Genomic DNA, 23,993 nt, shown 5'->3' with positions numbered 1-23,993 from the left:
TTCGGGGGACTCATCCATCGTCACGGCCGCAAGTCTTCGTGTAGTCAGCCGCTGTTCCGGTTCCGAAGGCAGACTCCGGTCGCACCGGGCGCGGCCGTGTCATACCTGGGGATGACGGCGCCCCGGAGAGCGGATGTGTCGAGAACAGGTGGAGCGTCCTTGTTCGGGCGGTGAAATTCCGTCATTCCCCATGCGTGGCCGTGCGTCGCACGCAAGGCTATTGGCAAGTGCGGATGGCTCGTTCCGCGGGCTGATGCACCCTCAGACGTCAATAAAATAAGACAACATCGGGTCGTCCCTCCGCTGTTCGGGGGATGCGTCCCGATAGGCTCGGAACCTCGACGCGGAGCCCATGGCCTGCCCGGATGGTGGAATGCAGACACGGCGAGCTTAAACCTCGCTGCCCCTCGCGGGCGTACCGGTTCAAGTCCGGTTCCGGGCACCTCCGACACCTGCACCGTCCATTGAAGAGTTCACCGCATGACCGTTGACAGCGGCGCGGATGCGGTCGGAAACTCATGCCTCAAGGTCAGTGAAACAAACTTCACTAAGCGAACGCATCTGAACGGAGCCTCGATGCGCACCACCGTCGGCATCATCGGAGCCGGCCCCGCCGGCCTCCTGCTCGCCCGGCTCCTGTACCGCGCCGGTATCGACTCGGTCGTCCTGGAGAGCCGCGACCGTGCCTATGTCGAGCAGCGGCAGCGGGCCGGGATCCTGGAGCAGGGCACGGTCGACGTCCTGCGCGCGGCCGGCGCGGGTGAGCGCATGGACCGCGAGGGCCTGCGCCACGACGGGGTGGAACTGCGCTACGACCGCACCCGCCACCGCGTCGACTTCCCCGCGCTCACCGGTGGCCGGTCGGTGACGGTCTACGCCCAGACCGAGGTCTGCAAGGACCTCATCGCCCTCCAGCTGAAGGAGGGTCACCCGCTGATGTTCGAGGCGGAGGCCCTGGCCGTGGAGGACGCGGACACCGACCACCCGCGCGTCCGCTTCCGGACGGAAGGCCGCGAGGAGGTTCTGGAGTGCGACTACGTCGTCGGCTGCGACGGCCACTGGGGCGTGGCGCGCAAGGCGATCCCCGAGCAGCTGACCCGCACCTTCGAACGGACGTACCCCTTTGCCTGGCTCGGCATCCTGGCCGACGTACCGCCCTCGCACGACGAGCTGGTCTACGCCCGGCACGACCGGGGCTTCGCCCTGCTGTCCATGCGCTCCCCGTCCGTCTCCCGCCTCTACCTCCAGGTCCCTGAGGGCACCGACCCCGAGTCCTGGCCGGACGACGCGATCTGGGCCGAGCTGGAGCGCCGCTTCGAGACGGACGACGACTGGCGCCTCGCCCGCGGCCCGATCACCCAGAAGTCGGTGACCCCGATGCGCTCCTATGTCCACGAGCCCATGCGCCACGGCCGGCTCTTCCTCGCCGGTGACGCCGCGCACATCGTGCCGCCGACCGGGGCCAAGGGGCTCAACCTGGCCGTGGGGGACGTCGTCACCTTCGCGCGGGCGCTGACGTACGAGAGGGAGACCGGTTCGGCCGAGCTGCTCGACGGGTACTCGGCGACCTGTCTGCGGCGGGTGTGGCAGGCCGAGCGGTTCTCCTGCGACATGACGACCCTGCTCCACCGGGCCCCGGACGCCACCCCGTTCGAGGACCGGCTCCAGCTCGCCCGGCTGGCGCGGATCGCCTCCTCGCGGGCCGCCGGGACCGATCTGGCGGAGGCGTACACGGGGTTCCCGTTCGGCTGATCACCGACGGGTTCCGGACGTGTCGCGGGTTGGTCATGAATGGGCCCCTCCGGTGCCGGGAATCAGGGACCCACGTAGCGTGTTGCGCAGCATGACAAGGGAAAGATCCTCCCCAAGCAGTAGAGTCTTTCTTTTGCCTTTCCATTACTCTTGAGCCCAAGGCTGCGCAAGGTGGCCATGGAGGAGTGAAATGAGGAGCAGCAACCCGGTCTTCTCGCGACGGGGGTTCAGCCGCGACAACGGCTATGCGGGATTCAACGCCCAGCCGCAGGCCGGGGGCGCCGCTGTGGGCACGCAGGGCAACCCGTACGCCCAGCCGCAGGGCGGTAACCCGTACGCCCAGAACCCCTACGCCCAGCAGGACCTTCAGTACGGCGCGCCGCCGCAGGCCCCGGTCACCACCGGCCGGATGACGATGGACGACGTCGTCATGCGCACCGGCACGACCCTCGGCGTGCTGGTCGTCACCGCCGCGCTCGCCTGGGCGCTGCTGCCGGTCGACGACGCCAACATCAGCCGCTCGTACGGCATCGCCATCGGTGCCGGTCTGCTCGGCATGGTCCTGGCGCTGGTGCAGTCCTTCAAGCGCAAGGCCTCGCCCGCGCTGATCCTTTCCTACGCCGCGTTCGAGGGTGTGTTCCTCGGTGTGGTCTCCAGCGTGGTCGACAACCGCATCGCGGACGGCGCGGCCATGCAGGCCGTGCTCGGCACGATGGGTGTCTTCCTCAGCGTGCTGATCGCCTACAAGGCGGGCTGGATCCGCGTCAACCGCCGCTTCGTCGGCTTCGTGATGGCGGCCGCGCTCGGCTTCATCATGCTGATGGCGGTCAACCTGCTGTTCGCGGTCTTCGGCGGCGGTGACGGCCTCGGCTTCCGCAGCGGCCCGCTCGGCATCCTCATGGGCGTCGTCGGCATCCTGCTCGGCGCGGCCTTCCTGGCCCTGGACTTCAAGCAGGTCGAGGACGGCATCGCCTACGGTGCCCCGCGCGAGGAGGCCTGGCTCGCCGCCTTCGGCCTCACGCTGACGCTGGTCTGGATCTACATGGAGTTCCTGAGGCTCATCTCGATCCTCAACAGCAGCGACTGATCCGCGACCGGATCACAGGAAAGGGCCCCGGGTTCCGACCCGGGGCCCTTCGCCGTCTGTGCGTTCGTCTGTGCGCGCCTAGAGGAACTTGCGCGCCGCCCTCCTCAGGTCGTACTCGTGGACGATCGCCTTCGCGTGGCCGTACGCGAGATCGTATTCGTGGCGAAGCCAGCTGACCTTCTCCTCGAAACGAACGAGGGCGGGGCCGTCTTCTACGGTGCGGAGCCAGTCGGAGACTTCACGACCGGTGCAGTGGGGGATGCGGGCGAGCATGTTGCGGTGGGTCTCCTCGGAGAGGACGTGGGACATCGGCGCCTCCGGACGCAAAGGGGATGTAAGCCGGTCCTTCAGGTCACCGTGCCTGAGCGTTCGCGTGTTGGCAACAGTCCCGGTTCGGCGCGTACGGTTGCGGCGTGGTGGATACGACGCGTCTGACCCAGGCTGTGGATCACTTCGCCGACCGGTTGCGGGCGGCGCCGCAGTCCCGTCTGCAACGGGGGGCCGCCGCGGAAGCGCTGGCGCTGGCCAGGGAGTTGGCTCGGAGGGCGCAGGTTCTTGAAGGGTGCTCGGAGGAGCCTCGGGTGATGCCGGATGCGGGGATGTTTGCCGCGGCTGATCAAATCACCGTTGCCGTGCATGACTTGGCGCTCGTGTTGACGGACGATGGCCAGGTTTCCGAGGCTGTGCGGTTGGTGGAGGATGCGCAGAAGAGGGCGGGGGTCTGAGGTGCGCTGGCGGCCGACGGTCTGTTGTGGCTGGTCGCGCAGTTCCCCGCGCCCCTAGGTACCTTTCCCGCCCCGCCGCTTACAGGCTCGCTATGACCCGGTCCGCCAGGATGTACACGTTCTCCTCGCCGCACCGGAACGTCAGCGTGTACGCGCCCGAGATGCCCGAGCCGCCCAGCAGGACCGGGGTCTCGCCGGTGCGGAGGGCCCCGGCGAGGCGTTCCGCCGTTTCGCGGTGGCCCGGGGTCATGCACAGGGTCGTGCCGTCGGCGAAGACGTAGACGTCGAGGGTGCCGAGCGGGCCGGGGCGCACGTCGGTCAGTTCGGTGGCGGAGGAGGCCAGGTCCTCCAGGGCGGCGACCGTGCGTTCGTGGTCGTTCACGACCGGTGACTGGACCGGTACGAAGTCCGGGTGCGAGGGGTGCCGACGGCGGGCCGCGGCCAGTTCGGGGGAGTCCCCGGCGAACTCCTCGGCGTCCGCGGGCGGCTCGGTGACCGGCTCCAGCGGCTCAAGGCCCACGAAGTCGGTCTGCCGGGGCAGGAACAGCTCGCTGTCGCTCAGGCCGAGCAGGGTCGGGGCGTCGGAGGCGTCACGGGCCTCCTGGGCCGCCCAGAACGCGCGCGCCTCGGCCAGCTCCCGCTCCCGCTCCTCCGCCAGGGCCTCGGCCACGGCGGCGCGTATCTCATCGGTGTCCGCGGCCGCACGCGCGGCCGGCACCAGACCCCGGGCCGCCGCCGCGTTGTTCGCGGCCAGCTCGGTGTGCAGGGCCGCGACCTGTCGGCGCAGCACCATGAGGGTGCGCAGGACGGCGACGCCCACGGCGCCGGTGGCGGCCGTGGTGAGCAGCAGGGCGATCGGCATGGCGCTCACTGACGTACTCCCGGTTCAAAGTCGACCCCCGACTTCCTACATCAGCTTGAAGGGTGGACTATCAATCTGTCAGTGCGTAACGTCACGAACCGGACAGGGCTTTGGGTCCGGCGAGACGGGTGAGACGCCCCTGACCTGCGGAAATCCCTCGACTGAGGGAGATAGGTCACATCCTGGGGGAGATTGGATCACAAACAGGCCCGGAACCTGGGCTGTTACCGGGTTCCGGGCCTGTGCGTCACTCAGGGTCTCGCGACGGCTACGGTCAGCTCAGTCGCTCGATGACCATCGCCATGCCCTGGCCGCCACCGACGCACATGGTCTCCAGACCGAACTGCTTGTCGTGGAACTGCAGGGAGTTGATGAGCGTGCCGGTGATGCGGGCGCCGGTCATGCCGAAGGGGTGGCCGACGGCGATGGCGCCGCCGTTGACGTTCAGCTTGTCCAGGTCGATGCCCAGGTCGCGGTAGGAGGGGATCACCTGCGCGGCGAACGCCTCGTTGATCTCGACCAGGTCGATGTCGTCGATGGTGAGGCCGGCGCGGCGCAGCGCCTGCTGGGACGCCTCGACCGGGCCGAGGCCCATGATCTCGGGGGAGAGGCCGGAGACGCCGGTCGACACGATGCGGGCGAGGGGCGTGAGGCCGAGCTCGCGGGCCTTGGTGTCGCTCATGATGACGACCGCGGCGGCGCCGTCGTTCAGCGGGCAGCAGTTGGCGGCGGTGACCAGGCCGTCGGGGCGGAAGACGGGCTTGAGGCCCGAGACGCCCTCCAGGGTGACGCCCGCGCGCGGGCCGTCGTCCTTGCTGACGACGGTGCCGTCGGGGAGGGTCACCGGGGTGATCTCGCGCTCCCAGAAGCCGTTCTTGATGGCTTCCTCGGCGAGGTTCTGCGAGCGGACGCCGAACTCGTCCATGTCCGCGCGGGTGACGCCCTTCGAGCGGGCGAGGTTCTCGGCGGTCTGGCCCATCGCGATGTAGGCGTCCGGGACGAGCCCGTCCTCGCGCGGGTCGTGCCAGGTCGAGCCCTCCTGCTGGGCGACGGCCGCGGTGCGGGCCTCGGCCTCGGCGAAGAAGGGGTTGTGGGTGTCCGGCAGGGAGTCGGAGTTGCCCTTGGCGAAGCTGGAGACCACCTCGACACCGGCCGAGATGAAGACGTCGCCCTCACCGGCCTTGATGGCGTGCAGGGCCATCCGCGAGGTCTGGAGGGAGGACGAGCAGTACCGGGTGATGGTGCAGCCCGGGAGGTGGTCCATGCCCATCTGCACGGCCACGATCCGGCCGAGGTTGTTGCCCTGCTCGCCGCCGGGGAGGCCGCAGCCGAGCATCAGGTCGTCGATGTCGCGCGGGTCCAGCTCGGGGACCTTGGCGAGGGCGGCCTGGATGATCGTGGCCGTGAGGTCGTCCGGGCGGAGGTCCTTCAGGGAGCCCTTGAAGGCGCGGCCGATGGGGGAGCGGGCGGTCGAGACGATCACGGCTTCGGGCATCACGGCTCCAGACGACGACGGAAGAGGGTGTACGGGCAAGTTACCTGTACGTAAGGCTTCGGTCACCGCCATCCGGGTGTGATGCGGACCTCTTTTCCAAGCGCTTGCTTAGGGGTGGAGCCGGCGGGTCCGCGGGGTCCGTCGGCGTGGGCGCGGCGGGCGCCGCGAACAGCCAGTCCACCGACGGCTTGGTCAGCGGCCGCACCAGTCGCCGTACCCACGGCGAACCGAGCACCGCCGCGAGCAGCACCCCGCACACCATCAGGGCGAGCAGCTCCAGGTGAGTGTCGGCGCGCGCGATGTGGCCCCGCTCCCGGAACGGCAGGATGACCAGCGGATGCAGCAGGTAGATGGTGAAGCCGCCGGAGCCCAGGGCGGAGACGAACGGCAGCCGCCGCCTCGGTATCAGCCGCAGCAGACACAGCACCAGCGCCGCAGCCGAGGCCAGCACCAGCAGCCGGATCACCCAGGCGCCCTCCATGCCCAGCCGGGTGTCGGCCCGGTACGCGTGCCGCATCGACAGCCAGGTGCCGAGGACCTTCGTGTGCCAGAGCCAGCCCACCGTGAACGAGGCGAGCACCCCCGCCACGGCCACCGGCAGGCTCCAGCGGGCCCGGAACCAGTCCTGGAGCCACCCCTGGCCCAGCCGCCATCCCAGGTAGAACAGCGGCAGGTACACCAGGGTCCGGCTGGCCGAGAACTGCATGCCGAACTCGTCCACGTACCCGACCGCCAGCGAGACGACCGTGGTGACCAGCAGGGGATGCCGCAGCTGGACCACCAGGGGCAGCAGCAGCCGCCAGAAGAACAGCGACATCAGGAACCACAGCGTCCAGGGGAGCTGGGTGATGTGCGGGGTGAAACGGCCGCCGAGCGCGTACACCTCCAGCGAGTACAGCAGGCTGAAGATCAGGGCGGGCAGGGCGATGCTGCTCAGCAGGGTGCGCAGGTGGCGCGGGCCGAGCGGGCCGCCGCTGCTGAAGACGCCGGCCAGGATGACGAAGAGCGGCACCCGGAAGGCCCAGGTGCCGATGTGGTACGCCCCGAGCACGTCGTAGCGGCTCATCAGGCTGCCCACGGTGTGCAGGACCACGATCAGGGCGGCGGAGACGAACCGGGCGTTGTCCCACCAGGGGTCACGGGACCGTACGGTGACTCCGGGGGTCGGCTTTTCCATCGCGGGGGCGTGCTCCTGACAGCGGCGTGACAGCGAAAGCACACCCTCGCCAAAGCCGGGGGTGATCCGGTGACCGCACCCCGTTCGCACGGTGAACTGTGTGTGTACGGAAGACGGCTCGCGGGGAGGAGCGGATTCCGCTTCACACCCCCGACGCGCTGGTCGGCGAGGGTTCCGTCGCCCCGACCCGCCGCCTGCGCCGCCGCTTGAGCAGCGCCCACGGACCCCGCGGTCCCGTGGGCATCGCCGCCGCGACCTCCGTGCCCGCCTCGGACGCCGCCTCCGCCGCGGCCCGCGCCACCGGCAGGAAGCCCTCGCGGCGGGAGACGTCCGGCCGCTCCTCCTCCGCGGGCCACAGACCGAGCGCCGCGCAGACCGTCGGCAGGACGGCCATCGCCGCGGTGGCGTAGCCCTCCGCCGAGGGGTGGTAGCTGTCGGGGCCGAACAGCTCGCGCGGGTTCGCCGCGAACTCCGGGCCCAGCAGATCGCCCAGCGAGACCGTACGGCCGCCCTGCTCGACCACGCCGATGGTCTGGGCGGCGGCGAGCTGACGGGAGGCCCGGCGGGCCAGCCAGCGCAGGGGCTGCTGGACCGGCTCGATGGTGCCGAGGTCGGGGCAGGTGCCGACGACCACCTCGGCGCCGGCCGTGCGCAGCCGTCGTACCGCCGTGGCCAGACAGCGCACCGAGCGGGTCGCGGGCATGCGGTGGGTGACGTCATTGGCGCCGATCATGATCACGCAGATGTCGGGCACCTGGCCGGAGTCGGCCAGCGCCTGCGACACCTGGCGTTCCAGGTCGTCGGAGCGGGCACCGGGAAGGGCGACATTGCGCAGCCGCACCGGGCGCTCCGCCACCGCCGCGAGGCCCGACGCCAGCAGCGCCCCCGGCGTCTGCCCGGCCCGCCGTACGCCCTGGCCCGCGGCCGTGGAGTCGCCCAGCATCAGCAGCAGGAGCGGGGGCTCGTCCGCGGTCGTCATGCCGTCGCCGTACAGGCCCTCCGCGCTCGGCGGGTGCGGGGCCGTGCCGCCGTTGCCCACGGCGCGTTTGGCGAGCTGGACCTCCGCCAGCACCAGACCCACGGCGGCCGCCCCGGCCAGCCCGATCCCGCCGCCGCCGTACGCGGCGCCGGCCGCGATCCGGCGGGCCACCCTCGCCCTCGACATGCTCGTCATGCCCTGCCGCCACCTCCTCGAACCCGTACATCCACTGCTTGCCCCGCACGGACCGTGGCCCAATCCCAACGGGCAGTGAACGACCGTCATGGGTGCCAGGCAGGCCATAGGCTGGCTTCACCACTAACGACCGCATCTTTTGCAGCATCCGGAGACAACGGTGCAATTCCACGACTCGATGATCAGTCTCGTCGGCAACACCCCGCTGGTGAGGCTCAACAGCGTGACCAAGGGCATCAAGGCGACCGTCCTGGCCAAGGTGGAGTACTTCAACCCGGGCGGATCGGTGAAGGACCGGATCGCCCTGCGCATGATCGAGGCCGCCGAGGAGAGCGGCGCGCTCAAGCCCGGCGGCACCATCGTCGAGCCGACCAGCGGCAACACCGGGGTCGGGCTCGCCATCGTGGCCCAGCAGAAGGGCTACAAGTGCATCTTCGTCTGCCCCGACAAGGTCAGCACCGACAAGATCAATGTGCTGCGGGCCTACGGGGCGGAGGTCGTCGTCTGCCCGACCGCAGTCGACCCGGAGCACCCGGACTCGTACTACAACGTCTCCGACCGGCTGGTGCGTGAGACGCCCGGCGCCTGGAAGCCCGACCAGTACTCCAACCCCAACAACCCGGCCTCCCACTACCACTCCACCGGCCCCGAGCTGTGGGAGCAGACGGAGGGGCGGATCACCCACTTCGTGGCGGGCGTGGGCACCGGCGGCACCATCTCCGGCACCGGCCGCTATCTGAAGGACGCCAGCGACGGCAAGGTGCAGGTGGTCGGCGCCGACCCGGAGGGCTCGGTCTACTCGGGCGGTTCCGGGCGGCCGTATCTCGTCGAGGGCGTCGGTGAGGACTTCTGGCCGACCGCCTACGACCGCACCGTCGCCGACGAGATCGTCGCCGTGTCCGACAAGGACTCCTTCCAGATGACCCGCCGGCTGGCCAAGGAGGAGGGCCTCCTGGTCGGCGGCTCCTGCGGCATGGCCGTGGTCGCCGCGCTGCGGGTCGCCGAGCGCCTCGAGGAGGACGACGTGGTCGTCGTCCTGCTGCCGGACAGCGGCCGCGGCTACCTCAGCAAGATCTTCAACGACGAGTGGATGGCCGACTACGGCTTCCTGGAGGACGAGGGCCCGAGCGCCCGCGTCGCCGACGTGCTCAACGACAAGGAGCACGGCGCGATTCCGTCCCTCGTCCACATGCACCCCGACGAGACGGTCGGTCAGGCCATCGAGGTGCTGCGGGAGTACGGCGTCTCGCAGATGCCGATCGTCAAGCCCGGCGCCGGTCACCCCGACGTGATGGCGGCCGAGGTCGTCGGCTCCGTCGTGGAACGGGAGTTGCTGGACGCCCTGTTCGCCAAGCGGGCCTCGCTGGAGGACCCGCTGGAGAAGCACATGTCGGCCCCGCTGCCGCAGGTCGGCTCCGGCGAACCGGTGGGCGACCTGATGACCGTGCTCGGTACGGCGGACGCGGCGATCGTCCTCGTCGAGGGCAAGCCCACCGGGGTGATCGGCCGTCAGGACCTGCTGGCCTTCCTCGCCAAGGGCGGGAAGTAGCGGCGAACGTGCGGTGAACGGACCGTGTCGGCGGCGAACTTGCGGTGATCAGCAGCCTTCGTCGCTTCGCGGAAGTGGTACGAGCGCGTCACGTCCGCGCAGCACCCGCTTAACACGAGTCCGGCACATTAGTGGGTGTCGGCAGGGCGGGAGCGGCTCCCCGCCCCGGCCGGCGCCGAACGTCCAAGGACCTCCGGAGCGGCTCCCGGACCTCCATGGACGCCGGACGTGAGACCCGGTCCTGACCCGGTCCACGTCCCTCGCGGGGACCGCCGTCGTCCCGCCCCCCGGCAACGGGGGTGCGGCGGTCCCCGCGCATTCTTTTCTCACCGGGTGCCCGTAGTGCCCGTGGTGGCCCAACTCCCCAGCAGCGCAAGGCGTTCCGCCGTCTCCGAGTCCGGTTCCGGGGCGTAGAACACGACTGTCTGGTCCGGTGCCACCGTGAAGGTGTCGTACGGCAGGACCAGCAGGCCCGCGACCGGGTGCCGGAGGCGTTTGACGCCGCAGCCGCAGGGCTTGACCAGGTGGTCGGCCCACAGGCGGCGGAAGTCCTCGCTGCGGGCGGAGAGTTCGCCGACGAGGGCGCCCAACTCGCGGTCGTGGGGGTGATGGCCGGCGTTCATCCGGAGGTGGGCGGCGGTCTGGGCGGCGATCGTGGGCCAGTCCGGGTAGAGGGAGCGGCTTGCCGGGTCGAGGAAGGCGCGGCGCGGCATGTTGAGCCCAGCCGGACGGTCCGGTCCGCCGAAGTCGAGCACCGCGTCGGCGAGGGCGTTCCAGGCCAGTACGTCCATCCGGTGGTCCAGGACGTACGCGGGGTTGCGGTCCATGCCGTCCAGCAGCAGTTGGACGCTCCGGCTCACCCGGGGCGGTTCCACCGGGGCGGCCCCCTCGCGGCGGGGCCGGGCGATGGTGTGCAGGTAGTCGCGCTCGGCCGGGCCCAGCCGCAGCGCCCGCGCGACGGCGTCCAGTACGGCGTCCGAGACGCTCGGCCCGCGGCCCTGTTCCAGCCGGACGTAGTAGTCGACGCTCACCCCGGCCAGCTGCGCCACCTCCTCGCGGCGCAGGCCGGGGACGCGGCGGCGGCCGTAGCTGGGCAGGCCCACCTCCTGAGGCTGGATACGGGCGCGGCGTGTGCGCAGGAAGTCTCCGAGTTCCCCGTCCATGCCCTCGATCGTAGGGCGGTTGCGGGCCGGGAACCTGGTTCTGTCAGACCCAGGAAAGGTTCAGCCCTGGGTACGGCCGCGGCGGGCGCGCAGGGTGGGCGGTGCCGCCGGGGAGAGGCCCCGGCCGCGACCGAGGGAGACCGCGATGTCGTACGAGAATCTGGCCGGGCGTACCGCCGTCGTCACCGGAGCCGCCAGCGGGATCGGCGAGGCCGTCGCCGTGCTGCTGGCCCGGCACGGGGCGCGGGTGGCGCTGCTGTCCCGGCGCGCGGAGCGGCTCGACGCGCTCGCCGGGAAGATCCGGGCCGACGGGGGCGAGGCGCTGGCGGTGGCGGCGGACGTCACCGGTGAGGCGTCCGTGGCGGTGGCCGCGGGGCGGGTGCGCGAGGTGTACGGGGCCGTCGACCTGGTCGTCAACTCCGCCGGGGTGATGCTGCCGAGCCCCGTCGAGGCGGGGGACACGGCCGCCTGGCAGCTGATGATCGACACCAATGTGAGCGGAGTGCTGCGCGTGACCCGGGCGTTCACCGCCGACCTTGTGGACGCCGCCGCCGACGGCCGTACGGCGGACCTGGTGAACATCTCCTCCATCGCCGCGCATCTGACCTTCCCCAACTACGCGGTGTACAGCGCCACGAAGGCCGCGGTGACCCATCTCTCCCAGTCGCTGCGCACCGAGCTGGGCCCGAAGGACGTCCGGATCACCAACGTCGAGCCGGGCTTCACCGAGAGCGAGCTGCGCGGCCATGTCACCGACCCGGAGCGGGCCGGCGAGCTGGACGCCATGGTGTCGGCGGTGGGCACGCTGACCTCCGCGGAGGTCGCGGACCTGGTGGCCTACGCCGTGAGCCGGTCCCGCCAGGTCAATCTGCGCCAGGTGATGGTGCTGCCCACCCGGCAGGCCTGAGCCCCGGCTCAGTTCTCCCAGTCGCTGTCCGGCCGGGACTTGCGGCGGCGGAACAGGTCCGGGTGGGTGCGGGCGGCCTGCACGACGTTCACCCCGACGATGCCCGCCCAGGCGACCAGCAGGCCGGGCAGATGGGCAACGCCGCCGCCGATGGCGGACAGCGGGATCGCCAGGACCAGCGAGACGATGCCGAAGCCGAAGCGCTCGCCCCAGGAGTCCGTCGGCTTCGGTGACCGGGAGCCCCGGGCCACCACCATCTGCTGCTCGGCGAGCTGCCGGCGCACCCGGCGCTCGACCGCTCCGTCGATGCGCTGGTCGACCTTCTCCAGGAACGAGTCGACCAGCGCGGACTCGTACTCCTCACCCAGCTCCCTGCGGGCCTGCAAGGTGGCGTTGAGTTCCTTCTTGATCTCGGTGTCCCGCGCGTCCATTCCCGTCATGAGGACAACCGTAGGCAGCGGGGGCGGTCCGGGCACTGGGGATATCCCCCCTGTTGGACCTGGGGGTGGCGCATCCGTCGGCGGGCCGCGTTGTTGCCTGGCTGCATAACGTCATGCAAGATTCTTGGTGGCTGAATAGCCGAGGGCTGAACGCTGGACGTTCGAAGGCTGAGCGACGGTCGATGGGGGTTCGGGACTGATGTCGTCTCCGGTCGTGGACGGGCCCGCGGTCGTGGACACCGGGTCGGTGCTCCTCGACGGCCGGGGGCTCTCCGTCGCCGACGTGGTGCGCCTCGCGGACGGGGCCGCCCGGCCGGTCCCGCAGGACGAGGCGATGAAGCGGGCCACCCGCTCCTGGGACGCCGCCCGGCGGATCGCCGCGACCGGACGCGTCTACGGCCGGTCCACCGGCGTCGGCGCCAACCGGAACGAGGACGTGCCCACCGAGGCCGCCGCGGAGCACGGGCTGCGGCTGCTGCGCAGCCACGCGGGCGGCATCGGCGAGGAACTCCCCGCCCGGCAGGTGCGGGCCATGCTCGCCGTACGGGCGAACCAGCTGCTCGCGGGCGGCGCCGGACTCCGCCCGACCGTGGTCACGGCGCTGTGCGAGGCGCTGGAGAGCGGGGCGCATCCGGTCGTCAACGAGTTCGGATCCGTCGGTACGGGGGATCTCACCGCGCTCGCCCAGGCCGGGCTGGCGCTGGTGGGGGAGCATCCCTGGCGCGGCGCCGGCGCCCCCGAGCCGCAGCCGCTCGACAACAACGACGCGCTCGCCCTGATCAGCAGCAACGCCCTCACCCTCGGCCAGGCCGCGCTCGCCCTGCACGAACTGCGCGGGCTCATCGCCGCCACTCAGGTCGTCGCCGCCCTCTCGCTGCTGGCCGTCGACGGCTCGCACGAGCCCTACGCCGCCCCCGTCCACCAGGCCCGTCCGCACCGCGGTGCCGGCGAAGTCGCGCGCCGGATGCGGGAGTTGATCGGTGCCGCGGACCGGCCCACACCTCCGCTGGGCCGGATCCAGGACCCGTACGGCTTCCGCTGTCTGCCCCAGATCCACGGGCCCGCGCACGACGCGGCGGACGCCCTGGAGGCGGTGCTCGCGGTGGAGCTCAACGCCGCCGCCGAGAACCCGCTGATCGCGGCCGACGACCTGGCCGCCTACCACCACGGCGGCTTCTACCAGGCCGGGCTCGCCCTCGCCCTGGACCACTTCCGGCTGGCGGTCACCCAGGTGGCCCGGCTGTCCACCTCCCGGCTCTCCACCCTCAACGAGCCCGCTTACACCCGGCTGAGACCCTTCCTCGCCGACCACGAGCCCGCCTCGTCCGGCGTGATGATCCTGGAGTACTCCGCCGCGGCCGCCCTCGGTGACCTGCGGGCCTTCTCGGCGCCCGCCTCCCTCGGCCACGCTGTACTCTCCCGGGGCGTCGAGGAACAGGCCAGTTTCGCCTCGCTCGCCGCCCGGCAGACGCTGCGCGCGTGCGGCGCGTACCGTCTCGTCGTCGGCTGCGAACTCGTCGCCGCCGTACGGGCGCTGCGCCAGCGCGACCTCAGGCCCGAGCCGGGACTTCCGGCGGGCCGCGCGCTGGAGCTCGCCGAGGCGGTGCTCGACGACGACCAGGCCGACCGGCCGCTCACGGACGACGTGACGGCGGCGGCGCGGCTGCTCGACCGGTTCACGGAGATCTGGAGGGGGAACGGCGCATGAGCGCGGAGAGCGACACGGCGGAGGGCACGGCGAGGGCCGCGGACACCCCCGCGGCACGGTTGCAGACGCTCTTCGAGGGGCACCGGCTCACCCCGACCCAGCGGCGCATCGCGCACAGCATGGTGCGCCGGGCCGCCGACGTGCCCTTCCTCTCCAGCGTCGAACTGGCCGAACTGGCCGGGGTCAGCCAGCCATCGGTGACCCGCTTCGCCGTCGCCCTCGGCTTCGACGGCTACCCGGCGCTGCGCAAGCACCTGCGCGAAGTCGCGCCCGCCGAACCGGTGGCCGCCGCGGGCACCTACAACGAGTACCAGCAGGCCGTCGAGGCCGAGATCGAGAACCTGCGCCATCTGGCGGAGCTGCTCGCCGACCCGCGCCCGGTGCGGAAGGCGGGCCGGCTGCTGGCCGCCTCCCGCCCGCTGCCGGTGCTCGGCCTGCGCGCCGCGGCCTCCCAGGCGTACGGCTTCGCCTACTTCGCGGCCAAGGTCCACCCCGACGTCCGGCTGCTGCACGAGGGCGGCACGATGGTCCACGACCGGATCGACGCCTGCGTCCGGGCGGGCGCCTCGGCGCTGCTCTGCTTCGCACTGCCCCGGCATCCGCGCGAGGTCCTGGACACCCTCGGCTACGCCAGGCAGGCCGGCCTCACCGTGGTCACCGTCGCCGACTCCGCCTTCGCGCCGGTCGCCCGGGCCTCCGATCTGCTGCTGCCCGCGGCCGTCGGCACCGGGCTCGCCTTCGACACCGCCTGCGCGCCGATGCTGCTGGGCCGGGTACTGCTGGAGGCGATGTGCGACGACCTGCCGGAGGCGCAGGCCCGGCTGGAGGAGTTCGACGCGCGGGCGGCGGCCCGCGGGCTGTTCGTGGAGTGAGCCGGGCTTCTCACGCTGGTCTCACCTACGCCCGCTAGTCTCCCGGCCACTGTCCGGGACGACGAGGAGGCGGAACGTGGCACGCGGAGGTCAGGGACTCGCTCGGGTGGCCGTCGTCGTACGGGCCGGAGCGGCACCGCTGTTCTGGCTCGGGCTGTGCGCGGCCGGGATCGGCGTACTGGTGCCCGGGGTGACCGGGCGCCGGATCGGGGTGATGGCGGGCGCGGCGCTGTTCCTCGTCACCGCGGCGGTGGTGGCGTACCGGCGGCGCGGGCGGTACGGCGCCCTCATGAGCGGGGCGGCCCGCGCGGGCAAGCACGATGTGCTCCAGGACCGCGCGGTGACCGTACGCGCCTGGCGCCGCGGCCACCGCTGGTGGCTGGTGCTCGCCTTCGCGGCCGCACTCGGCAGCGCGTTCGCGGCGCCCGCGGCGGGCGGCATGCTGCTCGCCGGAGCGGGCACCGGGCTCTGGCTCAAGTCCGCCTGGATCGGCCGCCGCGAACGGACCGACGACACCCTGCTGTGGGTGCGCGCGGACTGGCTCACGGCGCGCGGCGGACGGCCCGCCGGGAAGGCGGTCAGGGCCTACCGCGGCACCGGTATCGCGGCGGGCGACGCGGCCCCGGGCGGGGCCCGCCGCCGCGCCGACGCGCTGGTCTGACCGGGCCCGCTAGACCTCCAGGTCCTGCTCGATCCTCCTCAGCTGGTGGCGGGCCATCGCCAGGTTGGACCGCTTGGCGTCGAGCACCAGGTACAGGAAGAGGCCGTTGCCGCTGCGGCCCTTGATCAGGCGGATCATGTGGTACTGGTCGGCCAGGGTGATCAGGATGTCCTCGATCTCGCTCTTGAGGCCGAGATGCTCCATGGTGCGCATCTTGGCGCGCACCACATCGGTGTTGCCGGCGGCGGCCACGTTCAGGTCGAAGCTCTTGCCGCCGCCCATGGTGCCCAGCGCCATGCCGCTGGTGTAGTCGACGAGCGCGACGCCGGTGGCGCCCTCGATCGAGGTCAGCGCCTCTTTCAGCGAGGTCTCGGTGTTCGCCATGATGGATTTTCCTCTCAACTTTCCGTGCTGGTGCGCGGTTGGGTGGATCGCGGTGGTGTGGTCCGGGGCTCGGTGGAGCGCGGTTGGGCCGAGCGCGACTGGGTCGCCCGTGGCTCGGTGGCGCGTGGCTCGGTGGCGCGCGGCTGGGCGGAAGCGGTGCGCCGCGGGGCCTTCGCCCGTGTGGCCGGGGTCCGTGCGGGAGCGCGGCTCTTGGTCTCGTCCGCCGTCTCGTCGACCAGCTCGCCGATCCGGGCGGCGGCGCGGCGGCCCTCCAGGTGCAGCCGGCCGACGCTGACGTCGTCCTGGGCGAGCAGGGTCAGCACGGCGGCGTGGCCCGCCGCGTACGTCGCCACATAGCCGTCCCGTCCGCGCACGAGCAGTTCACGCAGCTCCCCGCGGCCGGTGACGTCCGACAGCCGTACGGCCACCCCGAGCGCGGCGGCGGTGAGCGCGGCCACGCCCTCCGGCTCCACGTCCGGCGCGTCCTCGGCGACGACCAGACCGTCGACGCTGGCCGCGAGGGAGCCGGTCAGCTGCGGGATGCGAGCTCTGAGCCGGTGGAGCTCGTCGAGTATCGGCGCCTCGGCGGCCATCAGGTTTCTCCTCTGTCGGTCAAAGGGCCTCCAGCGCATCCCGGACTCTCTTCAGCAGGGCGACGTCGGGGTCGTCGAGCGCGAGGCGCTCCGCGGGGGACGGGGGGTTCGGGTGGCCCGCTCGCACGGGCAGCGGCGGGGGCGCGGCGGCCGGGGACGGCGGGGCGCTCCGGGCGGCGTCGCCGTGGTGGGGTGCCCAGGCGGGCGCTGCCGGGTCGGGCGGCGCAGGGTCGGGCGGGGCGCTCCGGGTGGCGTCGGCCGCGGGATGCTCGGCGGGCGCCGGGACCCGCGGGCCCGGGTCGGGAGTCTCGGGGCGTGGCCTCAGGACGCCCGCCGCTGCCAGGCGTCGTATGTCCACCAGGGTGTGGAACGTCGGACGGCCCAGGGCGCGCGCTATGTCCGACGCCGTGCGGACGCCGTCCAGCAGGGCTACCACGGCTTGCTGGCGGGCGGTGAGAACCGGGACCCGGGGCGGGTCGGCGCGGGCCAGGGGCGCGCTGTCCGTGTCCGGGTCGGGCCAGATGCGGTGCAGCAGGTCGCGGCGGCGCAGGGTCTCGCGCTCCAGGGCGGACACCGGCACCGGGCGCACGGGCCCGAGCCAGTGCCCGGTGCCGTAGCGGAAGCGGCCCGGGGTGCTGCTGGGCGCGAGCGCGAAGAACGCGGCGTCGAACAGCGCGCTCAGATGGCAGAGCTCCAGGATGCCCGGGGTGAGCCGCCCGCTGTCGACGAGGAGCCGGGCGGCGCCGTGCCGTTCGTCGGCCTGGGCGACGGCGTCCCGCCAGGCGGCGGGGGAGAGGGTGCCGTGCGCGGTGAGCAGGACGTCAAGACCGGGGGCGGCCGGGCTCTCGGCGTGCACCACCCGGCCCTCGGCCAGATACAGCGTGCCCCGCTCGCGCAGCAGTACCCCGGTGGCCCGCTCGGCGGCGAGCCGGCTCAGCATCGGCGACAGGCCCCGCGGCACCCGTTCCGCGGCCGTGCTCCGGTCCCGCACCGGCAGCCGGGGCGGCAGACCGGCCGGGGTGGCGTGCAGCGCGGTCATCCCAGCACCAGCCGTCCGGCCAGCTCCCCGAGCCGGATCCGGGCCAGCGCGAGATTGCCTTCCTCGCGGCCCAGCCACAGATGCAGGAACACGCTGCTGTCGAACGACGTCCACACGAACCGCAGCACGTGGTAGCTGTCCCGGTTGCTGAGGATCAGATCCTCCACCGGCGGATCCGTGCCGTCCTCCGGGTCCGCGTCCTCGCCGGTCCCCTCGGCCGGTGCGAACGCCCGGTGCTCCGCGGCCAGCCGGGCCAGCTCGGCCGTCTCCGCCGCGCTCGCCTCCGGATCGCCGCCCGGGGACTCGCCGACCGTGCCCAGGGCCAGTCCGCTGGTCCAGTCGACCAGCGCCGCGCCCCGCGCACCGGGCAGCCGCATGGCCTCCAGCAGACACTCGTCGATTCCGGGCACCCTGGCTTCCCTCCCACCTTGGGTTCGGCTGAGTGACGCCGAAACTACGCACCGTGTGGGCGGGGAGTGAGGGATATGGCATTTTCCGGCGGAACATGCGACGGATGACTAGGGTGGGTCAACTGACCATGTTTCCGGTCCCGTTGAACCGCGGATCCGTAGGAGTGCGTCAAGGGTTTCCGGGTGCGCGGAGGGTGGTGAGCGCGGACGCGTGCGCCCCGCCGGCTTCGGCCACGATCGCGTCGAGGCTCTGCGCCGCCCGGACCGTCGCGAAGGCGACACCCCCGGAACCGTCCGGCACGAAGCCGTGAATGCCGGGCCGGGCCAGGGAGTTGTATGCGTAGTGGTGCGCGAAGTAGTACGCGCCCGTGTCCAGCGCCGCCACCAGATCCCCCTGCTCAAGGCGCGGCAGCGCCCGCGCCTCGGCCAGCAGGTCACCGGCGAAACAGGCGGGCCCGGCCACGTCCTGCACCACCTCGGCCCCCGTCTTCGGCCGCCCCTTCGCGTCGTACGCGGCGATCCGCAGCGGCCAGGCCGCCGGCGCGTACACCGTCCGCGTGGCCACCTGTACGCCCGCGTGCGTCACCGCGACCGCCCGCCCGCCCGCGCTCTTGGTGTACTCCACCCGCGCCAGCACCGTCCCGTGCTTGGCCAGCAGCGACCGCCCGAACTCGGTGACCAGTCCGTACCGCCCATCGAACAGCCCCGGTACCGCCTCGCTCAGCAGTCGCGCGTACTGCGCGTACGTCGGAGTGGTGGCGTCGGAGGAGAAGTTCACCGGCAGTCCGCCGCCGATGTCGACGGTGCCGATCTGCCGCCGCCCGAGCCGTTCGTTGATCTCCTCGGCCAGCGCGTACGTCTCCGCCACGCCCCGCGCCATCAGCGACAGCGGGACGCCCTGGGAGCCGGTGTGCGCGTGCAGCCGGGTCAGCCACGGCCGCTCCAGATACGCCCGCACCACCCACTCCCGCGCCCCCTCGTCGCGCAGCGCCACCCCGAACTTCGAGGTGGCCGTCGCCGTCGACAGCGCCTCGATGGCACCCGCGCCCACCTGCGGGTTGACCCGTATGCCGAGCGGCGAGCGGCTCGGCGCGGACCGCATCAGCGCGTCGATACGGTCCAGCTCCTGCGGGTTGTCGGCGTTGACCGCGATCCCGAGCGCCAGCGCATCCCGCAGCTCGGCGGGCGTCTTCGCGGGCGAGTCCAGCACAGTACGCTCCGGCGCCAGCCCCGCCGCCCGCGCCAGTGCCAGCTCCCCGGGGCTCGCCACCTCCGCGCCGATCCCGGCCTCGCGCAGCAGCCGCAGCACCGGCACCAGCGGGGTCGCCTTGACCGCGAAGGCGTGCAGCACCGGGGTGCCGGGCGCGGTGACCGCGTCGAACGCCGCCCGCAGCGCAGCCGCAGACTCCCGGATGCCGGTGACGTCCAGCAGGCCCACGATGGGGCAGTCCGGCCCCAGCAGCCCCTGTTCCACGGCGGCCCGCACGGCCTCGTCCCGGCGCGCCGCCCGCTCCTCGTCGTCCGTCCGCCCGACCTTGACGCTGTCCACCGCATCCCCCGTCGTGTCGTTCCCCGTGACCACGTATCCAGACAAACACCCGCGGCGCGGTCCCGCTGGCGCACCCACGTATTGACTAGCTCTATTCAGGAAGTCAGGATGTGAATAACGGCAGCAACAATCCGGCAGCACCATCCGCTAGGAGGCAGACCATGTCAGGACCCCGCCCCGTACGAGCGCCGCGCGGTACGGAACTGAGTGCCCTGGGATGGCAGCAGGAAGCCGCCCTGCGGATGCTCCAGAACAACCTCGACCCCGAGGTCGCCGAGCACCCCGACAAGCTCGTCGTCTACGGCGGCACCGGCAAGGCGGCCCGCGACTGGCGCTCCTTCGACGCCATGGTCCGCACGCTGCGCACCCTGAAGCAGGACGAGACCATGCTGGTCCAGTCCGGCCGCCCGGTCGGCGTGATGCAGACCCACGAGTGGGCCCCGCGCGTCCTCATCGCCAACTCCAACCTGGTCGGCGACTGGGCGAACTGGGAGGAGTTCCGCCGCCTGGAGCAGCTCGGCCTGACCATGTACGGCCAGATGACCGCCGGCTCCTGGATCTACATCGGCACCCAGGGCATCCTCCAGGGCACCTACGAGACCTTCGCCGCCGTCGCCGCGAAGAAGTTCGGCGGCACCCTTGCCGGGACGATCACCCTCACCGCCGGACTCGGCGGCATGGGCGGCGCCCAGCCGCTCGCCGTGACCATGAACGACGGTGTCGCGATCTGTATCGACTGCGACCCGCGCGCCATCGAGCGGCGCATCGAGCACCGCTACCTCGATGTGCGGGCCGACAGCCTGGAGCACGCCCTCCAGCTCGCCGTCGAGGCCCGGGACGCCCGCCGCCCGCTCTCCATCGGCCTGCTCGGCAACGCGGCGGAGCTGCTGCCGCGGATGCTCGCCGAGGGCGCCCCCGTCGACATCGTCACCGACCAGACCTCGGCGCACGACCCGCTGGCGTACCTGCCCGTCGGCGTCGACTTCGACGACATGGCCTCCTACGCGGCGAAGGACCCGGCCGGGTTCACCACCCGCGCGCGGGAGTCCATGGCGCGGCACGTGGAGGCGATGGTCGGCTTCATGGACGCGGGTGCCGAGGTCTTCGACTACGGCAACTCCATCCGCGGCGAGGCCCAGCTCGCGGGCTACGACCGGGCGTTCGCCTTCCCCGGCTTCGTCCCCGCCTACATCCGCCCGCTGTTCTGCGAGGGCAAGGGCCCCTTCCGGTGGGCCGCGCTCTCCGGCGACCCGGCCGACATCGCCAAGACCGACAAGGCGATCCTGGACCTCTTCCCGGAGAACGAGTCCCTCGCCCGCTGGATCAAGATGGCCGGTGAGCGCGTCCACTTCCAGGGCCTGCCCGCGCGCATCTGCTGGCTCGGCTACGGCGAGCGGGACAAGGCCGGTGAGCGGTTCAACGAGATGGTCGCCGACGGCACCCTCCAGGCGCCGCTCGCCATCGGCCGGGACCACCTCGACTGCGGTTCCGTCGCCTCTCCGTACCGCGAGACCGAGGCCATGCTCGACGGCTCCGACGCGATCGCCGACTGGCCGCTGCTGAACGCCATGGTCAACGTGGCGTCCGGGGCCTCCTGGGTCTCCCTCCACCACGGCGGCGGCGTCGGCATGGGCCGCTCCATCCACGCCGGCCAGGTCACGGTCGCCGACGGCACGAAGCTGGGCGGCGAGAAGATCCGGCGCGTGCTGACCAACGACCCCGGCATGGGCGTCATCCGGCACGTGGACGCGGGCTACGACATCGCCGAGTCCGTGGCGGACGACAAGGGTGTACGGGTGCCGATGCGCGAAGGTGACGACGCGTGACCGAAAGCGGCAGCTCTCCGACCGGGAGCTCCTTCCACTCCATGTGGCGCGAGCTGCTCCCCATCGGGCGGCACTCCGAGTCTCACGGGTATCGGCGTTACGCCTGGACCGGTGCCGATCTCGACTGCCGGGCCTGGTTCAAGGCACAGGCCGAGGCGCGGGGGCTGGCCTACGAGGTCGACCGGAACGGGAACCAGTGGGCCTGGCTCGGGGACCCGGGCGCCGGGGACGCCGTGGTCACCGGGTCGCATCTGGACTCCGTGCCCGACGGGGGCGCCTTCGACGGGCCCCTGGGGGTCGTGTCCTCCTTCGCCGCGCTCGACGAACTGCGCTCCCGGGGCGCCGAGTTCAGCAAGCCCTTCGCCATCGTCAACTTCGGTGACGAGGAGGGCGCCCGGTTCGGGCTCGCCTGCGTCGGGTCCCGGCTGGCCGCCGGGCAGCTCACCGTGGACGGCGCCCACCGGCTGACCGACGGGGACGGCGTCAGCCTCCCGGAGGCCATGGAGGCCGCCGGGTACGACCCCGAGGCCATCGGCCCCGACCCCGAGCGGTTCTCCCGGATCGGCGCCTTCGTCGAGCTGCATGTCGAGCAGGGCCGGGCGCTGGACCTGTCCGGGGACCGGGTCGGCATCGCCAGCGCCATCTGGCCGCACGGGCGCTGGCGGTTCGACTTCCGGGGCGAGGCCAACCACGCCGGGACCACCCGGCTGGTGGACCGGCGCGACCCGATGCTGCCGTACGCCGAGACCGTCCTCGCCGCCCGCCGGGAGGCCGAACTCGCCGGTGCCGTCGCCACCTTCGGCAAGATCTCCGTCGAGCCGAACGGCGTCAACGCCATCCCCTCCCTGGTGCGCGGCTGGCTCGACTCCCGCGCCGCGGACCAGGCGAGCCTCGACCAGGTGGTCGGCGGCATCGAGAAGGCGGCCCGGGAGTACGCGGCGGCGCACGGCATCGACCTCGGCGTCGTCCGGGAGTCCTTCACCCCCGTCGTCGAGTTCGACCACGCCCTGCGCGACGAACTCGGCCGCATCCTCGGCAAGGACACCGGCCTGACCGTGCCCGTCCTCGGCACCGGCGCCGGACACGACGCCGGAATCCTGTCCGGGACGATCCCGACCGCCATGCTGTTCGTACGCAACCCCACCGGCGTCTCGCACTCCCCGGCCGAGTCCGCGACCGAGGACGACTGCGTGGCCGGGGTCCTCGCGCTCGCCGACGTACTGGAAGGACTGGCCTGCACGTGACGCCGACGCAGACGTTCTGGCTGGAGCATGCCTGGCTCGACACCCACGTCGAGCCGGGTGTGGCCGTGACTGTGTCCACAAGCGGCTCCGCCGCGGGGGCGGACGGCCGTATCACCGCCGTCCGCACCGGCACCCCGGCCCCGCCGCCCGGCGCCGAGATCCTGCGCGGGCTCACCCTCCCGGGCCTCGCCAACGCCCACTCGCACGCCTTCCACCGCGCCCTGCGCGGCACCGTCCAGGTCGGCTCCGGGACTTTCTGGACCTGGCGCGAGGTCATGTACGCGACCGCCGGACGGCTCACCCCGGACAGCTACCACGCCCTGGCGCGGGCGGTGTACGCCGAGATGGCGCTCGCCGGGATCACGGCCGTGGGCGAGTTCCACTACCTCCACCACGCCCCGGGCGGGACCCCCTACGCCGACCTCAACGCCATGGGCGAGGCGCTCATCGCGGCCGCCGCCGACGCCGGTATCCGCATCACCCTCCTCGACACCGCCTATCTCTCCGCCGGCTTCGGACAGCCGCCCAACACCCACCAGCTCCGCTTCTCCGACGGCAGCGCGGACGCCTGGGCCGAACGCTGTTCAGTTCTCAAGGAACGGGATCACGCGCGGATCGGGGCGGCCGTCCACTCCGTACGGGCGGTGCCCGCCGACCAGTTGGAGACCGTGGCCCGCTGGGCCGAGGAGCGGCGGGCCCCGCTCCATGTGCACCTGTCGGAGCAGACCGCCGAGAACGAGGCGTGCCTGGAGGTCCACGGCTGCACCCCCACCCAGCTCCTGGCCCTCCACGGCGTCCTCGGGCCGCGCACCACCGGCGTCCACAACACCCACCTCACCGCCGAGGACATCTCCCTCATCGGCGGCAGCGGCACCGGCACCTGCATGTGCCCGACCACCGAGCGGGACCTCGCGGACGGCATCGGTCCGGCCGTCGCCCTGCAGAACGAGGGCTCCCCGCTCTCCCTCGGCTCCGACAGCCACGCCGTCATCGACCTGCTCGAAGAGGCACGCGCGATGGAGCTGAACGAGCGCCTGCGCACCCGCACCCGAGGTCACTGGACGGCGGCGGCCCTCCTGCGGGCGGCCTCGGCCGACGGCCACGCGGCCCTCGGCTGGGACGGCCTGGGCACCCTGGAGGCGGGCGCCCGCGCCGACTTCACGACGATCGCGCTCGACTCGGTCAGAACGGCGGGGCCGCTGCCACGGCTCGGCGCCGAGACGGCCGTATTCGCGGCGACCGCGGCGGACGTACGGCACACGGTCGTCGCGGGCCGGCACATCGTGCGCGACGGGGCCCACACGCTCGTACCCGATGTGCCGCAAGCCCTGTCGCGGGCAGTCGAAGCCCTGCGCGCCTGACGACCACCCACGAGG

At 72.3% G+C, this 23,993-nt stretch carries 23 protein-coding genes and 1 tRNA gene; 12 read left to right on the top strand and 12 right to left on the bottom strand.

The annotated features are described in order from the left end of the window. Positions 1-359 precede the first annotated feature (359 nt). The 3 genes from STRCI_RS17225 (at position 360) to STRCI_RS17215 (ending at position 2,839) form a co-directional block, all read left to right on the top strand. A tRNA-Leu gene (locus STRCI_RS17225) sits at positions 360-442 on the top strand. Between the two features lie 134 nt (positions 443-576). After that, positions 577-1,752, top strand: a complete 1,176-nt coding sequence (locus tag STRCI_RS17220; protein ID WP_269659838.1) for a 4-hydroxybenzoate 3-monooxygenase — start codon at positions 577-579, stop codon at positions 1,750-1,752. A gap of 190 nt (positions 1,753-1,942) precedes the next feature. Continuing rightward, positions 1,943-2,839, top strand: coding sequence for a Bax inhibitor-1/YccA family protein (locus STRCI_RS17215; protein WP_269659837.1), 897 nt, complete (start codon positions 1,943-1,945; stop codon positions 2,837-2,839). Between the two features lie 78 nt (positions 2,840-2,917). Here STRCI_RS17215 and STRCI_RS17210 read toward each other — a convergent pair whose 3' ends face one another. Next, positions 2,918-3,148, bottom strand: a complete 231-nt coding sequence (locus STRCI_RS17210) for a DUF4287 domain-containing protein (RefSeq protein ID WP_015659915.1) — start codon at positions 3,146-3,148, stop codon at positions 2,918-2,920. Between the two features lie 104 nt (positions 3,149-3,252). Here STRCI_RS17210 and STRCI_RS17205 point away from each other — a divergent pair, with 104 nt between their 5' ends. Further along, complete coding sequence (locus tag STRCI_RS17205; protein WP_269659836.1) at positions 3,253-3,564, top strand: hypothetical protein; 312 nt, start codon at positions 3,253-3,255, stop codon at positions 3,562-3,564. 79 nt (positions 3,565-3,643) lie between these two features. On the opposite strand, the gene STRCI_RS17200 is transcribed toward STRCI_RS17205, so the two are convergent. The 4 genes from STRCI_RS17200 to STRCI_RS17185 all read right to left on the bottom strand — a co-directional run bounded on the left by STRCI_RS17200 (position 3,644) and on the right by STRCI_RS17185 (position 8,272). Continuing rightward, positions 3,644-4,426 (bottom strand): hypothetical protein, encoded by a 783-nt coding sequence (locus STRCI_RS17200; protein ID WP_269664568.1) that lies wholly within the window; start codon positions 4,424-4,426, stop codon positions 3,644-3,646. Positions 4,427-4,700: 274 nt separating this feature from the next. After that, positions 4,701-5,921: an acetyl-CoA C-acetyltransferase gene (locus STRCI_RS17195; protein ID WP_269659835.1), complete on the bottom strand. Its 1,221-nt coding sequence runs from the start codon at positions 5,919-5,921 to the stop codon at positions 4,701-4,703. Positions 5,922-5,961: 40 nt separating this feature from the next. After that, positions 5,962-7,098, bottom strand: a complete 1,137-nt coding sequence (locus STRCI_RS17190) for an acyltransferase family protein (protein ID WP_269659834.1) — start codon at positions 7,096-7,098, stop codon at positions 5,962-5,964. Positions 7,099-7,240: 142 nt separating this feature from the next. Further along, entirely contained in the window at positions 7,241-8,272 is a 1,032-nt protein-coding gene (locus STRCI_RS17185) for an SGNH/GDSL hydrolase family protein (RefSeq protein WP_269659833.1), read from the bottom strand. Between the two features lie 160 nt (positions 8,273-8,432). Between STRCI_RS17185 and STRCI_RS17180 the strand changes: the two genes are divergently transcribed. Beyond that, entirely contained in the window at positions 8,433-9,821 is a 1,389-nt protein-coding gene (locus STRCI_RS17180) for a cystathionine beta-synthase (RefSeq protein WP_269659832.1), read from the top strand. A gap of 326 nt (positions 9,822-10,147) precedes the next feature. Here STRCI_RS17180 and STRCI_RS17175 read toward each other — a convergent pair whose 3' ends face one another. Further along, positions 10,148-10,984 (bottom strand): helix-turn-helix transcriptional regulator, encoded by an 837-nt coding sequence (locus tag STRCI_RS17175; RefSeq protein WP_269659831.1) that lies wholly within the window; start codon positions 10,982-10,984, stop codon positions 10,148-10,150. A 145-nt stretch (positions 10,985-11,129) separates the two neighbouring features. Here STRCI_RS17175 and STRCI_RS17170 point away from each other — a divergent pair, with 145 nt between their 5' ends. Beyond that, entirely contained in the window at positions 11,130-11,891 is a 762-nt protein-coding gene (locus STRCI_RS17170; protein WP_269659830.1) for an SDR family oxidoreductase, read from the top strand. 8 nt (positions 11,892-11,899) lie between these two features. Here the strand turns inward: STRCI_RS17170 and STRCI_RS17165 are convergent, their stop codons facing one another. Continuing rightward, positions 11,900-12,322 (bottom strand): hypothetical protein, encoded by a 423-nt coding sequence (locus STRCI_RS17165; RefSeq protein WP_269664567.1) that lies wholly within the window; start codon positions 12,320-12,322, stop codon positions 11,900-11,902. Positions 12,323-12,530: 208 nt separating this feature from the next. Here STRCI_RS17165 and STRCI_RS17160 point away from each other — a divergent pair, with 208 nt between their 5' ends. From STRCI_RS17160 to STRCI_RS17150, 3 genes are all read left to right on the top strand, one after another. Next, positions 12,531-14,039 carry an aromatic amino acid ammonia-lyase gene (locus STRCI_RS17160; protein ID WP_269659829.1) on the top strand — a complete coding sequence of 503 codons (1,509 nt, stop codon included), beginning with the start codon at positions 12,531-12,533 and terminating at the stop codon, positions 14,037-14,039. Next, positions 14,036-14,911, top strand: coding sequence for a MurR/RpiR family transcriptional regulator (locus STRCI_RS17155; protein ID WP_269659828.1), 876 nt, complete (start codon positions 14,036-14,038; stop codon positions 14,909-14,911). Before STRCI_RS17160 ends, STRCI_RS17155 begins: the two co-directional genes overlap by 4 nt. 76 nt (positions 14,912-14,987) lie before the next feature. Beyond that, positions 14,988-15,572 carry a hypothetical protein gene (locus STRCI_RS17150; protein WP_269659827.1) on the top strand — a complete coding sequence of 195 codons (585 nt, stop codon included), beginning with the start codon at positions 14,988-14,990 and terminating at the stop codon, positions 15,570-15,572. 9 nt (positions 15,573-15,581) lie between these two features. Here STRCI_RS17150 and STRCI_RS17145 read toward each other — a convergent pair whose 3' ends face one another. From STRCI_RS17145 to STRCI_RS17125, 5 genes are all read right to left on the bottom strand, one after another. After that, positions 15,582-15,956 (bottom strand): roadblock/LC7 domain-containing protein, encoded by a 375-nt coding sequence (locus STRCI_RS17145; protein WP_269659826.1) that lies wholly within the window; start codon positions 15,954-15,956, stop codon positions 15,582-15,584. 14 nt (positions 15,957-15,970) lie between these two features. Then, positions 15,971-16,549: a roadblock/LC7 domain-containing protein gene (locus tag STRCI_RS17140; protein ID WP_269659825.1), complete on the bottom strand. Its 579-nt coding sequence runs from the start codon at positions 16,547-16,549 to the stop codon at positions 15,971-15,973. Between the two features lie 19 nt (positions 16,550-16,568). Next, the gene (locus tag STRCI_RS17135) at positions 16,569-17,588 is read right to left on the bottom strand and encodes a transcriptional regulator (protein WP_269659824.1); all 1,020 of its coding nucleotides are present in this window, start codon (positions 17,586-17,588) and stop codon (positions 16,569-16,571) included. Beyond that, on the bottom strand, positions 17,585-17,998 hold the full coding sequence (locus tag STRCI_RS17130; protein ID WP_269659823.1) for a hypothetical protein: 414 nt from the start codon (positions 17,996-17,998) through the stop codon (positions 17,585-17,587). Before STRCI_RS17130 ends, STRCI_RS17135 begins: the two co-directional genes overlap by 4 nt. Before the next feature lie 169 nt (positions 17,999-18,167). After that, on the bottom strand, positions 18,168-19,547 hold the full coding sequence (locus STRCI_RS17125) for a type III PLP-dependent enzyme domain-containing protein (protein WP_418953348.1): 1,380 nt from the start codon (positions 19,545-19,547) through the stop codon (positions 18,168-18,170). A gap of 161 nt (positions 19,548-19,708) precedes the next feature. Between STRCI_RS17125 and hutU the strand changes: the two genes are divergently transcribed. The 3 genes from hutU to STRCI_RS17110 are packed head-to-tail and all read left to right on the top strand — an operon-like array spanning position 19,709 to position 23,978. Continuing rightward, a complete protein-coding gene (hutU, locus tag STRCI_RS17120; protein WP_269659821.1) occupies positions 19,709-21,373 on the top strand; it encodes a urocanate hydratase in 1,665 nt (554 codons plus the stop codon). Between the two features lie 41 nt (positions 21,374-21,414). Continuing rightward, positions 21,415-22,617 (top strand): allantoate amidohydrolase, encoded by a 1,203-nt coding sequence (locus tag STRCI_RS17115; RefSeq protein ID WP_269664566.1) that lies wholly within the window; start codon positions 21,415-21,417, stop codon positions 22,615-22,617. After that, a complete protein-coding gene (locus tag STRCI_RS17110; RefSeq protein ID WP_418953347.1) occupies positions 22,614-23,978 on the top strand; it encodes a formimidoylglutamate deiminase in 1,365 nt (454 codons plus the stop codon). Before STRCI_RS17115 ends, STRCI_RS17110 begins: the two co-directional genes overlap by 4 nt. The last annotated feature ends 15 nt before the right edge of the window (positions 23,979-23,993 follow it).

This window comes from Streptomyces cinnabarinus (genome assembly GCF_027270315.1).
GTDB classification, from domain to species: domain Bacteria; phylum Actinomycetota; class Actinomycetes; order Streptomycetales; family Streptomycetaceae; genus Streptomyces; species Streptomyces cinnabarinus.
This window is presented reverse-complemented; position numbering and strand designations above follow the sequence as displayed.

What these genes read in the sequence shown, in the direction of transcription:
- hutU (WP_269659821.1), top strand. Translation starts at nt 19,709, where the DNA reads ATGTCAGGACCCCGCCCCGTACGAGCGCCGCGCGGTACGGAACTGAGT.
- STRCI_RS17210 (WP_015659915.1), bottom strand. Translation starts at nt 3,148, where the DNA reads ATGTCCCACGTCCTCTCCGAGGAGACCCACCGCAACATGCTCGCCCGC.
- STRCI_RS17165 (WP_269664567.1), bottom strand. Translation starts at nt 12,322, where the DNA reads ATGGACGCGCGGGACACCGAGATCAAGAAGGAACTCAACGCCACCTTG.
- STRCI_RS17140 (WP_269659825.1), bottom strand. Translation starts at nt 16,549, where the DNA reads ATGGCCGCCGAGGCGCCGATACTCGACGAGCTCCACCGGCTCAGAGCT.
- STRCI_RS17175 (WP_269659831.1), bottom strand. Translation starts at nt 10,984, where the DNA reads ATGGACGGGGAACTCGGAGACTTCCTGCGCACACGCCGCGCCCGTATC.
- STRCI_RS17135 (WP_269659824.1), bottom strand. Translation starts at nt 17,588, where the DNA reads ATGACCGCGCTGCACGCCACCCCGGCCGGTCTGCCGCCCCGGCTGCCG.
- STRCI_RS17155 (WP_269659828.1), top strand. Translation starts at nt 14,036, where the DNA reads ATGAGCGCGGAGAGCGACACGGCGGAGGGCACGGCGAGGGCCGCGGAC.
- STRCI_RS17145 (WP_269659826.1), bottom strand. Translation starts at nt 15,956, where the DNA reads ATGGCGAACACCGAGACCTCGCTGAAAGAGGCGCTGACCTCGATCGAG.
- STRCI_RS17190 (WP_269659834.1), bottom strand. Translation starts at nt 7,098, where the DNA reads ATGGAAAAGCCGACCCCCGGAGTCACCGTACGGTCCCGTGACCCCTGG.
- STRCI_RS17185 (WP_269659833.1), bottom strand. Translation starts at nt 8,272, where the DNA reads ATGACGAGCATGTCGAGGGCGAGGGTGGCCCGCCGGATCGCGGCCGGC.
- STRCI_RS17195 (WP_269659835.1), bottom strand. Translation starts at nt 5,921, where the DNA reads ATGCCCGAAGCCGTGATCGTCTCGACCGCCCGCTCCCCCATCGGCCGC.
- STRCI_RS17215 (WP_269659837.1), top strand. Translation starts at nt 1,943, where the DNA reads ATGAGGAGCAGCAACCCGGTCTTCTCGCGACGGGGGTTCAGCCGCGAC.
- STRCI_RS17200 (WP_269664568.1), bottom strand. Translation starts at nt 4,426, where the DNA reads ATGCCGATCGCCCTGCTGCTCACCACGGCCGCCACCGGCGCCGTGGGC.
- STRCI_RS17115 (WP_269664566.1), top strand. Translation starts at nt 21,415, where the DNA reads ATGTGGCGCGAGCTGCTCCCCATCGGGCGGCACTCCGAGTCTCACGGG.
- STRCI_RS17170 (WP_269659830.1), top strand. Translation starts at nt 11,130, where the DNA reads ATGTCGTACGAGAATCTGGCCGGGCGTACCGCCGTCGTCACCGGAGCC.
- STRCI_RS17220 (WP_269659838.1), top strand. Translation starts at nt 577, where the DNA reads ATGCGCACCACCGTCGGCATCATCGGAGCCGGCCCCGCCGGCCTCCTG.
- STRCI_RS17160 (WP_269659829.1), top strand. Translation starts at nt 12,531, where the DNA reads ATGTCGTCTCCGGTCGTGGACGGGCCCGCGGTCGTGGACACCGGGTCG.